This is a genomic window from Pseudoalteromonas sp. A3 (assembly GCF_025942345.1).
Taxonomy (GTDB): Bacteria; Pseudomonadota; Gammaproteobacteria; order Enterobacterales; family Alteromonadaceae; genus Pseudoalteromonas; species Pseudoalteromonas atlantica.
The window spans coordinates 91,359-105,539 of the sequence record NZ_JAPCKL010000007.1; the positions used below are offsets into that span (position 1 = coordinate 91,359).

10 protein-coding genes are annotated in these 14,181 nt (G+C 38.4%); 3 read left to right on the forward strand and 7 right to left on the reverse strand.

Annotated elements, in window-relative coordinates:
- From rsmS to OIZ54_RS13585, 7 genes are all read right to left on the reverse strand, one after another.
- Nucleotides 1-153 (reverse strand): pleiotropic regulatory protein RsmS, encoded by a 153-nt coding sequence (gene rsmS, locus OIZ54_RS13555; protein WP_024033713.1) that lies wholly within the window; start codon nt 151-153, stop codon nt 1-3.
- The gene (locus tag OIZ54_RS13560) at nt 137-418 is read right to left on the reverse strand and encodes a late competence development ComFB family protein (protein WP_004585951.1); all 282 of its coding nucleotides are present in this window, start codon (nt 416-418) and stop codon (nt 137-139) included. Before OIZ54_RS13560 ends, rsmS begins: the two co-directional genes overlap by 17 nt.
- Before the next feature lie 49 nt (nt 419-467).
- A complete protein-coding gene (locus tag OIZ54_RS13565; RefSeq protein ID WP_264390607.1) occupies nt 468-1,364 on the reverse strand; it encodes a histone deacetylase in 897 nt (298 codons plus the stop codon).
- Nucleotides 1,364-1,972 (reverse strand): primosomal replication protein, encoded by a 609-nt coding sequence (locus OIZ54_RS13570; protein WP_024033711.1) that lies wholly within the window; start codon nt 1,970-1,972, stop codon nt 1,364-1,366. The genes OIZ54_RS13565 and OIZ54_RS13570 overlap by 1 nt, the downstream gene beginning before the upstream one ends.
- Nucleotides 1,973-2,749: a TSUP family transporter gene (locus OIZ54_RS13575; protein ID WP_264390608.1), complete on the reverse strand. Its 777-nt coding sequence runs from the start codon at nt 2,747-2,749 to the stop codon at nt 1,973-1,975.
- Nucleotides 2,749-4,824, reverse strand: coding sequence for an ATP-dependent DNA helicase DinG (gene dinG, locus OIZ54_RS13580; protein ID WP_248531080.1), 2,076 nt, complete (start codon nt 4,822-4,824; stop codon nt 2,749-2,751). Before dinG ends, OIZ54_RS13575 begins: the two co-directional genes overlap by 1 nt.
- A gap of 83 nt (nt 4,825-4,907) precedes the next feature.
- Nucleotides 4,908-6,635 carry a tetratricopeptide repeat-containing sulfotransferase family protein gene (locus OIZ54_RS13585; protein ID WP_264390609.1) on the reverse strand — a complete coding sequence of 576 codons (1,728 nt, stop codon included), beginning with the start codon at nt 6,633-6,635 and terminating at the stop codon, nt 4,908-4,910.
- Between the two features lie 70 nt (nt 6,636-6,705).
- On the opposite strand from OIZ54_RS13585, the gene OIZ54_RS13590 reads away from it, so the two are divergent.
- The 3 genes from OIZ54_RS13590 (at nt 6,706) to OIZ54_RS13600 (ending at nt 13,861) form a co-directional block, all read left to right on the forward strand.
- Nucleotides 6,706-9,048 carry a DNA polymerase II gene (locus OIZ54_RS13590; RefSeq protein WP_264390610.1) on the forward strand — a complete coding sequence of 781 codons (2,343 nt, stop codon included), beginning with the start codon at nt 6,706-6,708 and terminating at the stop codon, nt 9,046-9,048.
- Nucleotides 9,049-9,292: 244 nt separating this feature from the next.
- Complete coding sequence (locus OIZ54_RS13595; RefSeq protein ID WP_024033706.1) at nt 9,293-12,151, forward strand: TonB-dependent receptor domain-containing protein; 2,859 nt, start codon at nt 9,293-9,295, stop codon at nt 12,149-12,151.
- Between the two features lie 60 nt (nt 12,152-12,211).
- The gene (locus OIZ54_RS13600) at nt 12,212-13,861 is read left to right on the forward strand and encodes a tetratricopeptide repeat-containing sulfotransferase family protein (protein WP_264390611.1); all 1,650 of its coding nucleotides are present in this window, start codon (nt 12,212-12,214) and stop codon (nt 13,859-13,861) included.
- Nucleotides 13,862-14,181: the final 320 nt, after the last annotated feature.

The following is a 14,181-nucleotide window of genomic DNA, read 5'->3' on the forward strand; positions in this document are numbered from 1 at the left end:
CTAAGCGGTGGCTTGTTTTTGTTCAAAGTCACTTTTTACAATTTCGAGCGCTTTTAATACATCCTCTGGAGCAACCTCGTGCTGCTCCAAAAGCATAATTAAATCTACTGCCAGTTTTACATGTGTAGGGGCGTTATCAAGTGGGCTGGTCATCTAAATCTTTCTTTTTTGAAATTTGGCTAATAGCAACATCAATAGCGGTTTGTACGCGCTCTTCCATGTGAATACGTTCACTTTGTGGTAAATAAAAGGCCATATCTACATCGTATCTAATATAACGTGGCGGCAATTGATTAAGTACCGTGCAACAAAAATCGGCCATTACATCTTCACTGTAAACTTTATCTAGTTTACGTTTAATGATTTCTTCAACCACAATTTTTTCGTAAAAGTTATGTATGTCGTCGTGTAGTCGCATCGTGCTAGCGCCTTTTATAGAGTCCGTTTATTTGAGTGTATACTAAGCACTAAAATAAATCGATAGCAGCTTTAAATAGTTGTTTATGAACATTAATTAACGCATTTAAATTACGTTGATAACCGCCACCTAAAGCGCACATAAGTGGGATGTTATGGGCTTTGCAGTAGTTAACAATAAAATGATCGCGCGCATAAACCCCTTCAAGCGATACGTTAAATAACCCTAGCTCGTCTTTTTCGTAAATATCAGCCCCTGCGTTATATAAAATAATATCGGGGTTATGAATACGCACGCAAAATTCGAGGGCTTGTTTTAGCGTTGTTAAGTACTCGGTATCTGATGTGTTGGCAGGTAGGGCGAAGTCGTAATCGGAGTGTTGCTTTAGGCGCGGAAAATTTTGCTCGCAATGGATAGAGCAAGTAACTATAGCGTTATTATGTTGCGTAATTTGTGCTGTGCCATCGCCTTGGTGTACATCACAATCAAATATTAATACGGTATCGGCTTGGTTTGTATTGATTAAATGCGCCCCAGCCACAGCCAAATCGTTAAAAATACAAAAGCCACTTCCGTAATCGCTATATGCATGATGATAGCCACCACTTAAATTAGCGCAAAAACCATGTTTTAGTGCGTATTCGCTGCCTTGAATACTCGCGCCAACTGAAAGTAGCGTACGCTCTACTAATTTGCGTGAATACGGGAAACCCATTTTTTTAATTGCTTTATTACTGAGTGTGGCGTTTAAAAAATCATTTATGTAGCCTGGGCTATGGCACAGTGCAAGCTGCTCGGGCGTAGCTTTGGTTGGTGTATTAAACTGTGTAGCCCCAAAGCCTAAGCGTTCTATTTCTGCTTTTAGCATTTGGTATTTTTGAATAGGAAAACGGTGGCGCTCAGGAAGCGTTAAAGCACTGTAAAGCGGGTGGTAAAAAAGCTGCATTAGCGTAATTGTTGTTTTTCGACTTGTTGAATTTTATCTTCGGTGGCCGAAATAGCTTTACGGCAGCGGCCTAAACGCGCATGCGTGGTTAAAATTTCCATATTAAGTTTTTGTGCTTGCGCTGGGCTGGCTTTTTCCATTTGTAGTTTACGCTCTTCAATCATTAACACTAAGCGTCGTTCAAACTCGTGGTTTTGTTTAAGCTCGTCGTATAGCTCGTGCGACGATTGCATTATTTTTTTTACGGCTTGCTTATAAACCGTATTTTTTGGCCTAGGTTTGTACTGGCTTTTGTTTTCTTTTGCCCAGATGGGGGTCGATTTAATAACACTAAATACAGCTTGTACTTGATTACCTATGCGCTCGAGTGCATAAGCATAAGCATGGCGATGATCACTGGGTGGTAAGCTGGTAATTTCGTCTTCAATTTCTGTTACGTAGTCAGTTAAGTTCATGCTTTTAGTACTAAATACGCCGCGGTCAAATAAACTAGGCTGCGCCTGCATATAGCGGTTTTTAGAAAACAACTTTGCGCTATCAAATTGCTCAGCTTGTTGTTTAAGCGTAGCAACTTGTTGGCGTAATTTATCTAACGCGTGGGTTTGCATTTACAAATAAGCCTCGTAAATCAGTTTTAATGCTAGCAGTATAACCATAGTGTTAAAAACAGGGCGAATAAACTTACCGCCAAAGCGAATGGCTGAGTGAGCACCAATCCAAGCACCTAACATAATAAAAAAGCCCATGATAAGGCCTAATAAAAAGTTTACATGACCAAGTGCCACAAAGGTAATAAGCGATATAAAATTAGATACAAAGTTCATTGAGCGGGCTAAACCACAGTTAAGCAGTAAGCTCATTTTATAAAATAAACTATTAGATGCGGTCCAAAAAGTACCGGCGCCTGGGCCTGCTACGCCATCAAAAAAACCTAACGCTAAGCCCTGTAACCACTGCTTTAGTTTAAGTATTGGTGTTACTTTTGGTAAATCATCGCCCTGTGTGGTGCTTAAACTACCAAACAAGCTATAACAGGCCACCATAATAATAATGATAGGCAAAAGTTTATTTAAAAATTCAATACTTAAGTGATCGACTATTAACGTACCAATCACAGCGCCTATGGCTGTAGCAAAAATGGAGTTTGCCCAAAATTTAGGACTAAATAGATTTTTTTTATAATACGTGTAGCTGGCCGTTAATGAGCCAAAGCTTGCCGCAAGCTTGTTGGTGCCAAGCGTTACATGCGGTGGCAAGCCAGCGGTGAGTAGTGCAGGGACTGTTAATAAGCCACCGCCGCCAGCAATTGCGTCAATAAAGCCAGCAGCAAGGGCCGCGGCACATAAAATTGCCAGTGTTGTGGGATCTAAAGCAAGTTCAAACATTAATAATCTATTTGTCTTTTAAAAGGTGGTAAGGTGTCGAGCATGGCTTTGCCGTAGCGCTTGGTAACTAAGCGTCTATCGAGAATGGTTATACGGCCTTCATCGCTCTCTTTTCGCAGCAGTCTACCACAGCTTTGTACCAATTTCTTTGCTGCATCGGGCACCGTAATAGACAAAAATGGATTACCGCCTTTACTTTGTACAAATTCGGCTTGGGCTTCTTCTATTGGTGATGTAGGTACTGCAAACGGTATTTTTGTAATTATTAAGTTTTCTAAATATTTACCTGGTAAATCAAGCCCTTCTGAGAGGCTTTGTGTACCAAATAAAATACTACCTTTACCGCTATCAATATTTTGGGTGTGTTTTTTTAATAATGCCTCGCGCGACATTTCGCCTTGCACTAATAAGTTAAAACCTTTTGTTCTAAGAAACTTAGCCACATGGTCCATTTGCCAGTACGAGGCAAACAACACCAAATTAGCTTTTTTTGTGTTTAAGTACTCAGGCAAGGTTTGCGCTATATGGTCACTAAATGCTTTGTCGGTTGGCTCAATTTTACTTACCGGGATACGCAAGGTTGCTTGTTTAGGGTAATCAAACGGAGAGGGCACTTTAATAAATTTAACGCCTTCTTCTTTTGCTAAGCCGCTTTCATAGGCAAAGTGGTCAAACGAACCGAGAGCACTTAAAGTCGCCGAGCATAGTACCGCCCCTGCGCATTCATTCCATAGCTTGTCTTTTAAGTAGTAGCCAACTTCGATAGGGCAATCACTTAATAGGTGATCGTGATGGTTTTTATATTCTAAACGTTTGATCCACCTTGCGTGAGGTGTGCCTTCGCCTTTATTTGCATAGCTATACCACAGCTTATTTAATTGCTCTAAGCGGTTTATATAGTGTCCGCTTTCGGCCAAAACAGGGTCGGCAACATAGGGTTTTATATCGCCATCGCTTACATCTTGAGTGAGGGTATCGTGCATTTTATTTAAACAACGCAGTGCATCTAGTGTGGCGTCACTTATATCTTTAGCTTTGTTGTGCAATGATTTTGGTATTTCACCATGCTCAAAACGGTATGTGTCGTCTTTTGAGTATTCAAAGTCGGCGTTATCGAGAATATCACGCACCACTTTTAAGTCTTTATTCGCATCGTTAATGCTATCGCACAATTTGAAATTTTGGCCAATGGCTTTTTGACCCACTAATACCTTAGACATTTTGCCACTAAATTTGGTGAGCTTATCGAGCCAATCAATGGTGCCTTTAATAGTGGCCGCTGCCGATGAAAAGTCGCGGGTAATATGCGCAAGGTGGTGCGCTTCATCAATTACATAAATGGTGTTATCGGGTTCGGGTAAAATTTTACCGCCCCCTAAATCCAAATCTGCCAGTAGCAGTGAATGGTTAATAACAAGCACATCCATTTGCATAAGCTGATTACGCGCAAGCTGAAACGGGCAGGTTTGATGGGCTTTCATTTGGCGTTGGCAAGCGTGTTTATCGCATGCGATTAAGTTCCACACTCTATCGGGTATGGTGTCGGCCCAACTATCCCTGTCGCCTTGCCATTTTTTATTTACATAGGCATCGTAAAGACCTTTTAAGCATTTAGTTTCCATATCACTTAGCGGCGAGGTAAGTGTGGGCATAAACTCCATTTGCGTTTGGCTATCGCCATTAACAGCGTTATGTAATTTATGGGCACATATATAGCGTTGCCTACCTTTTACTAGGTCAAACTTAAAGTCGAGCCCTGAGTGTTTTTTAAAAAAAGGCAGCTCTTTTGCTATTAATTGTTCTTGTAGGGCCACGGTAGCAGTAGATATAACCAGCTTCTTTTTTTGAGCAAGGGCAAGCGGTAACGCGCCCAAACAGTAAGCAAGTGATTTACCCGTCCCTGTGCCAGCCTCAATAACACATATTCGCTGCTTTTTATGGTATTCGCCAGCCAGCGTTTTTGCTATTTCGGCAACTAGGTAGTTTTGGCTACTGCGTGGGCGGTAATCAGTAAGGTTACTAGCCACATGCTGGTGTACTTGCCTAATTGTTTTTTTTAGTTGGTCAGAAAGCATGGGGAGATAAACCTAAAATATGTATATAATTACAGTGTATGGATTTTAGAGTTATAACCGCGTAACTACAAGCAAGGATGAAATTAATTTAGTAATTTCATCAGCGGCTCTAGATGAGGCCTGTAATTTTCCCACTCCTTTAACGCAGAGGTATAAATAGGCTGCCTTACTTGTTCTGAGCTCGGAGTTAAGACAGGGCGTTTAGTAGCATGAAAAGAATAACAACTTTGTTCTATTTCTATAGCGCAAAATTCAGTGATTTTTTTAAGTGCAGAATCAAAACCTTCGACAACCTGTTCATATTCAAGCGTTAAAATATGGTTTGGATATAACTGCTTCCAATGATCCATAAGTTGGTAATATTTCTTTATATACGTCGCTAAATTTTCAAAACTATATGTATATGCATGCCCTTCTGAAAATATATGTTTATAAAGACTCCAAGCTGTTGCTCTATTATCGCGTCTAACGTCGATTATTTTAGCGTTAGGAAATAAAGACATAATTAACCCAATATGCTGATAGTTAGCAGGTAGCTTATCAACAAAAATCGGCTTATTAGTTCTCAAAGGCTCAATAAATTTTAGGTAACGGGCTGATAGTTTGGAAAGCTTTTGCTGTGAAAGGCTATCTAGGCCATATGGAACTTGTGACTTGTTTTGTTGCTCTAAAAAGCTCGCTATAGATATTATTTCTGTTAATTCATAGCTGGTATCAACTTTAGAGTGGCTAGCAAGAATTTGCTCTACTAAAGTTGAGCCACTTCTGGGCATGCCCACGACAAAGACTAATTGTATAGAAGAAGGTTTTACTCTGGGCAAACTGTGTATTAAGTCTTTAGTCAAAAACTTAATACAGCGATAGTCAAATTCACTTTGAGTATATTTGATGTGGTTATTTTTTATTTTATTGCCTGCAGCATAGTGCTTATAAGCAGTGTAAAAGTTGTTTTGCTGCTCGTAGGCTTTTCCCAAAGCAAATTGACCCAGTGCTTTTTTATTTTGGTTTGTTAAGTTACAAAGCGAGGCTTGTAAATTTTTTATTTCGCTTTCACTGAATTTATAGGTTTTAAGATTTGCTAGATTCCAGTATGCCTCAGTATTCGTTTTATCTTTTTCGAGAGCCTTTTTATATAACTGCACCGCAGTGGTTGGCTCGCCAATAATTTTTTTTATATTGCCCATTCTTAATAGGCAAGTAGAGGGGTGAAAACTCTTCCTTTCTAAATCAGCGTATAAATTAAATGCTAAATCAAAATTCATTTGTTTTACATGGCATGCAGCTAATAAACTGATAATATGGTTGGGGAGTGTTTTTTTATCTCTTTTATTAGCTAATTCTATGAATTCATTAAAATGTTTAGTGTGAAAAAGTGCTTCAAAATAACAGTTAACAACAGCAGGTGAGCTCGGGTTACAATGGTAATTGTATTGAGAAACGTTAAGGTAAGTATGCATGTCAGCTGCTTTAAACGCTGCTTTACTAAGCAGCAAAAGGCATCGTTTTTCGTTTGGTACTAATTTTAACAATTTCTGGATTTTTAGCTGAGTATTATGAAAGTCTCCGAGTAACAAATCCTTCTTAGCGCAAGATAATTGCTCGTTAAACCATGCTATCATTTCAAATTGGTCATAGGCTGCGGTTTGTTTTGTTAATTCACCAATTTCTTTATAGCATTTTGATAAGTGGAGCCAAGCTTGCTCTATCTCTGGATATTGAGATGTTATTTTAACTAACTCAGAGATGGCTAGTTTATATTTTTTTGTACTGATCAAAGCTAATGCTTCTTTTAGAATCGGCTCGTTTATCATTTTTACTCATTTTTTATTGATTAAACTTACATTTTAAAAGCTTACTGTAAAAGCTCATAAAGGTTCCATTTTGTATTTAACATCAGGTTTTTTACTATCAGCGAAGGCTAATGATACCGCACAAGGTGTGCAATATGAAATTTGGTTAAGTACTCAACATGGTCCGGTTAAAAGCGTTTCTTCAACGCAACCTGTTCTTTTTTTTATAAAAAGTACGGATGCAAATACAGTAAATGCTATTTTAGTTGCTGAGTCTATTCTTCATGAAATAAAACCGCTTAAATTAAAAAATTTTCAGCAGCAAGATATGTGTGGCTGTTACTTTTACTCACTAAAACACTTTTATAGCGCGAGCAAAGCGTTAAAAAGTCGCGGTATTACACTTTATGAAGATGATATAAGGCCCATTGAACGCTATTTAATGGAGCGCTTTATTAAAGGCGGAGCGTGGGTCACGGGTAAACGAGTGGATCATGCGCATTACACTGAAATTTTAGATGCTAAATTAAAAACCAATGCCGAATATACGCCTGTGCTTTCTAAGTTGTCACTTGATATAGAGTGCAATGAAAGTGGGGTGTTGTTTTCTATTGGCTTGGTAGGCTGTGGTTTAGATTGCGTAATCATGATTGGAGAGCCTGAGCATCACGAACCAGTGATTGGTTATACTATTATATGGTGCGCAGACGAGGTTGCACTATTACAGCAACTTGTAACACTTATTAAGCAGTGCGACCCAGATATTATTATTGGGTGGAATGTTATTGAGTTTGATTTTGCAGTTATTTATGAGCGCTCTGTGGCACTTGGGGTAAAACTATTACTAGGAAGAGGAAACCTTCCTTTATATGTTCGAAAAGGCCATTTTACAAGGGTTTCTATTCCCGGGCGCTGTGTAATTGATGGCATTGATACTCTAAAAAATGCCACTTATAGTTTTGAAACTTTTTCACTTGCTAATGTAGCTAAAGAAATTTTAGGCGAGTCTAAATTAATTGAAGCTAGTAACAGCTTACAAGAAATTATTCGTCAATTTAATGAAGATAAACTCGCGCTCGCTAACTACAATCGCCAAGACTGCATACTCGTTAATAAAATATTCGATAAGCTAAAACTTCTCGATTTTGCTGTTATTCGCACACAATTAACAGGCCTTGAGCTGGAAAAACGCGGCGGCTCAGTGGCGGCTTTTGTAAACATGTATTTGCCTTTATTACATCGCAGCGGTTATGTAGCACCTAATATGGGCGACCATGGGCTGACGTTTGAAAGCCCAGGTGGTTATGTTATGGAGTCGGTACCGGGGCTGTATAAAAATGTCATCGTGCTTGATTTTAAAAGCCTGTACCCCAGTATTATGCAAACCTTTTATATAGACCCGCTTGGACTAATAGAAGGGATTGAAAACCCTGAAAACAGTATTGAAGGTTTTAATAACGCATTGTTTTCAAGAGAGCAGCACCATTTACCAGCGCTTATAAAAAGCCTAGCGCTACAGCGCCAGCGGGCAAAAGATAATCACGATTTAATGCTATCCCAAGCGATTAAAATAATAATGAACAGTTTATATGGTGTATTAGGCTCACAAGGCTGTCGTTTTTATGACCCACGACTCTCAAGCTCTATTACTTTGCGTGGTCATGAGATAATGCTGCAAACTAAAAAGTGGATTGAAGAGCAAGGTTATAGTGTTATTTACGGAGATACCGATTCGACCTTTGTAAAACTAACGGATGATTTAAGTGTTGAGGCGTGTAATAAAATAGGTAAACAGTTAGCTAAACACATAAACACATTGTGGCAGCAAAACATACACGCTAAACATAATTTAACTAGCCATTTAGAAATAGAGTTTGAATCGCTTTATAGCCCCTTCTTTTTACCCACCATAAGAGGTAAAAGCGTGGGGTCTAAAAAACGCTATGTGGGGCAGTTAATAAAGCCGGATGAATCAAAATTGGTTTTTAAAGGCTTAGAAACCGTAAGAAGTGACTGGACTAAACTGGCTCAACAGTTTCAATTTGATTTATTTACCCTCCTTTTTGAGCAACCAGAGCAAATTAATGACCTTGTAAATGATTACATTAGTAAACTTTTACGTGGCGAATTTGATCATTTGCTGGTTTTTAAAAAACGTTTAGGTCAAAACTTAACCGACTATCAAAAAAATATCCCTCCCCATGTACAAGCAGTAAAAAAGTTTCAGAAACAAAATAGTGAATTTACGCTAAAAAGAGGTGAATTTGTTACATTTGTTTACACAACGCACGGTGTTGAGCTGTATCAAGGGCTGCATAGCTACGACTATCAAATGTATCTAGATAAACAGATTATGCCGCTTATAGGGATGGTTTCGTTTGTTTGTAATGTTGAAGTATCAGAAATGTTTCCTAGTCAGTTATCTCTAATTTAATTATACCAAATTCCTGTCTAAAAAGTCTGATCATCTATTTGATGTTATAACATTTACTTTAAAAGATTGTTTTGTACCTACTTTGTTTACATTTGAAATTTAATTTTAAAAAATCATTAACATTAGTTGGCTTTTAAATTGTTTTTGTTTAGTATTTGTATCAGTTGCGGTTAACATGCTGTAACAATAATAAATAATTAAATAATAAGTCGCTTCTAACAAGTGGTGACCCAGGGAGAATCAAATGTTAAATAATCAAGTTACAAAAGCAGTGCGCTTAGCCCTTGCTTTTGGTGCAGCGTCTACTGCTGCTTTCTCTGCAAGTTCATTTGCCGCAGAAGAAGAGTCAGCTGAAAAAGTTGAACGAATCGAAGTTACTGGTTCACGTATCAAGCGTACTGATATGGAAACAGCTAGCCCAGTACAAATTACAACAGCAGAAGAAATTGCAGTTTCAGGCTTTACACGTGTTGAAGACATGTTAAACAGCTTACCTCAACTAGAGGCTTCTTCTACTGCTTTCCAATCTAATGGCGCTACAGGTACAGCAACATTAGACTTACGTGGTATGGGTTCGCAACGTACTCTAGTTTTAATCAATGGCCGTCGCGCACAAGCAGGTGGTATTTACACTCAATCGGCTGATGTTAACCAAATTCCAGCCTCTCTAATACAGCGCGTAGAAGTATTAACTGGTGGTGGTTCATCTACTTACGGTGCTGATGCAGTAGCCGGTGTTGTTAACTTCGTAATGGACGACAAATTTGAAGGTTTTGCTGTTGATGTAGGTGCTACGGCTTACCAACATGATAACGACAACGACTACATCCAAGGCCTAATGGATGACAAAGATTTTGATTACCCAACGGGTAGCTCTGGCCTTGATGGTTCATCTTTTGATTTTAGTGCTACTTTAGGTGGTTCTTTCGACGGTGGTAAAGGTCACGCTGTAGGCTACATTACTTATAATAAGCAAAACGAACTTCGCCAAGGCGCTCGTGATTACTCATCATGTGCTCTAAATGCGGCTGGTACGTCATGTGGTGGTTCAGGTAATGCTGTTGTTCCAAATTTCTACGTATCTTCACCAACTGCTGATGGTGCTTTTGATTGGTCTGATTACGACTACTGGACGCTTGACGGTACTGGTGGTTTTGAAGATTCAGTAGGTAACTTATATAACTATGCTCCAATAAACCACTTTATGCGTCCTGATGAACGCCATACGTTTGGTTTATTTGCTGATTATGAAATTAATGATAACTTTCACCCATACGTAGAAGCTATGTTCATGCGTGACCGTACTACAGCACAAATCGCTGAATCAGGTACGTTCTTTAATGAAAACTATAATATTGACTTCGACAGCCCACTTTTAACTGACCAACAGCGTCAAGACTTAACTGACCGCTTTGGTTTAACGTCGGGTGATCAATTTGCTACATACATCGGTAAACGTAACGTTGAAGGTGGTGCTCGTGCAGACCAATTAGAACATAACTCGTTCCGCTTAGTACTTGGTACAGAAGGCGAGATCAATGATATGTGGTCATATGATGCATTTGTTCAATATGGTTCAACGTCTTCTTCTTCAGCTTACATTAATGACTTCTTTGGTCCGCGTATAGCCACAGCTCTATCTGCAAATGGTGAAGATTGTGCAACTAGCGATGGTTGTATACCTTATGAAGTATTTGAGTTTGAAGGTATTACATCAGAAGCGGCCGGTTCTTTAACAGGTACAGCTATTCTTAACGGTGTAACAGAGCAATTTATTGTTGGTGGTTATGTAACTGGTGAATTTGATTTTGGCCTTCCTAGTTCAGATTACCCAATTGCAGCAGTATTTGGTACAGAGTACCGTGAGGAAACATTTAGCCGTACAGCTGATGAAGTATACGCACAAGGTTTATTACTAGGCCAAGGTGGTACTACTAAAAGCTTAAATGGTGAATACGACCTAACTGAGTTCTACACAGAAGTTAGCTTACCTATTCTTGAAGATGCACCTTTTGCTAAGAGCATTGCTGTTGATTTAGGTTACCGCTGGTCTGATTACAGTACTTCTGGTGCTGAGCCTACTTATAAACTAGCGCTTGATTGGAATGTAACGGACGATTGGAAAATCCGTACAAGCTATAACCGCGCAGTTCGTGCCGCAAATAATGGTGAATTATTTGCTAACCAAAGCACAGGCTTATGGGGCGGTACAGATCCTTGTGCTACTGATACTCCTTCATTATCTGCTGCACAGTGTGCTAATACAGGTGTTTCTGCATCTCAGTACGGTAATGTTTCTGCGAGCCCAGCATCTCAATACAATGGTTTCTTCGGTGGTAACCCTGACTTAGACCCTGAAATTGCAGATACAATAACGTTTGGTATTGTTGCTAACCCATTTGAAGGGTTCAACTTCTCAATTGATTACTGGGATATTGAACTTGAAGATGCGATTGGTGCTATCAATCCTGAAGAGATTGTAACTAACTGTGCACTTACTGGTGATGCTGTTTTCTGTGATAACGTACAAAGAACATCTGGTAGCGGTAGCTTATGGATTGGTGATGGCCAAGTTGTAGCAACTAACGTTAACCTTGGTAAATTACATTGGGAAGGTATCGATTTAAGTGCAAACTATGACTTTGAAGTAGCCGGTGGCATGTTAAAAGCTAACCTAATTGGTACTTACATGCTTAGTAAAGAGTACGATAATATTCCAGGTGTAAGTGAAGCATATGACTGTGTAGGTACTCTTGATAACAGCTGTTTTGCTCAACCTGAATGGCGTCATGTTTTAACTCTTAGCTACGACATGGATACTTACTGGCGTGCGACTGCTAAATGGCGCTACTTCGGTGAAGTAAGCGATTACAGCGGTGATGATACGCTTGCTCAAGGCGGTATAAGCTCACAAAGCTACCTTGACCTTAAAGCTAGCTTCACTATTAATGAATACACTTCATTATTAGTAGGTGTTAATAACGTTTTAGATAAAGAGCCACCTCTTTTAGGCGGTAGTTTATCAACAAATGCTAACGCTATTGCTGGTTACTACGACACGCTGGGTCGTTATTTCCATACAACTGTATCATTTAAATTCTAATTATTTGTGATATAAATAAAGCGAGCTTAGGCTCGCTTTTTTTTATGGAGAAATTTAAGAATGACGCAAGTTAGCGTATCGCAAGCTTTAAAGGAGCTAAACAGTGGTCAAATCAATAAAGGAAAAACAACACTTAATATATTAGCTGCTAATCAAAATACTGCAGAGCAGGCCCTTATTCTATTATTCAAGGTTTCAATGAGTGAAAAAAACCTTAATGAGGCTAAGTTAATTAGTGAAAGGTTAGTTTCGATTGTTCCAAACAAATTTGATTACATCAATACATTAGTTCAATTGTATTTGTCGAGCGGTGATTCTGATACTGCAATCAGCAAATTAAAAGCATTTATAAGCCAAAACTCTAATCACGCGCATGCTCATTTCTTGCTTGGCAGCTTAGCTCGAAAGTTAGGTAATGGATTTTTAGCTAAGCAGCACCTTTTAAGTGCGCAAGAAAATCAATTTCCCGATATTTATTTGGTAAAATTAGAGATAGCGTTAGTTTATTCTGATTTGTTAAATGATCATAAAAGCGCAATATATTGCTTAGAAGAAGCAATAGAAATTCAAAAAAACAATGTAAATGCTTATTTTAATTTAGCTAATATCTATGAGCAAATGGGCAATAAAAGCAAAAGCTTAGAGCTATTCCAGCAAGTGCTAGTTATAAACCCTAAGCATGGCTTAGCGCATGCTAGGCTTGCTGACATAGTTACATTTAACCCTGCTTTGGCGCTAGAATATGAGCAAGTGAGCCTAAAAATTATTAAGCAAGAAAAAGATAATTCGATAGTGGCTGATTTATATTATGCCCTTGGTAAAGTATTTAATGATATTGCTGATTATAAAAAAGCTTGGGAGTATTATTTTAGTGCAAATAGAGTTAATCGTTCATATATACCGAAATACAATAAATATGAGATTGAAAAACTAACCAAATTAACTTTAGAACGAAAGGAGAAGCCAGTCACTAGCAATGAAAATAGTGAGTTAACACCAATCATAATTTGTGGCATGTTCCGCTCTGGTTCTACTTTAATTGAGCAAATACTTGCTGCATCTGATTATATTAGTGCTGGTGGCGAAATTGACTATATTCACAAAAATTTATTTAACTTAATTGCTAATCCAATTAAGCTCGAAAATACAGCCAGTACAATAGAGTTTAAAGAGGGCTATAACCGTGAGTTAGCGCTTAGAGCTAATAAGAGGGCATTCGTTACAGATAAAAGGCCTGAAAACTACCTCTATATTGACCAAATCAAACGTATTTATCCTAACGCTAAGATTATATGGACGGAGCGTGATATTCGAGATAATAGTTTGTCGGCATATTTTCAACATTTAGGGCCTAGCTTAAATTATGCTACTAACCTTAGCGATACACTACATTACTATACAGCGCAGCAAAAAGTTAAAAGCCATTGGTTGAAAAAATATACCAATGATATTTTTACGGTAAACTATGATGAATTAGTTTCAAATCCTGAAAAAGTTCTTATACCCTTGTTTGATTTTTTAGGTATTGAATATAAAGATGAAAACAGCACATTCCATGAGAAAAGAAATATTGTAAGTACAGCGAGTGTGTGGCAAGTTAGAAAGCCCCTCTATACTTCTTCATCTGGTAGATATAAAAACTTTAGTGAGTACATTAAGCAAAATATATCTGAAAAGGAGTTTGAAGCGTTTTATAACTTGTCGCTTTAATACTTATTTACAATTTACAGCTCTCAGTAGAGAGCTGATATAATCTAATTCTGCGTTGGCAAATCTTTCATCTCCACCGAGGCTCTGCTCTTTTCTCTATTAATTTTAAGCTTATAAAGTTTACTTAGCACCTCCAAAGGAAATTGCGTTTGAGACTCTATTTTCTCTGAAAAAAACTTGCTAAATAGCTCCCATTAACAGCACCAGCACATTGCACAGCACTATGGGAAGTCCACTGAATTAGCTTTTCAATCATGGCAATATTATATAAGTTTAACCAATAGGCGCGCTGTTCATCTAGGCTGAGATCGTTCAGAGAG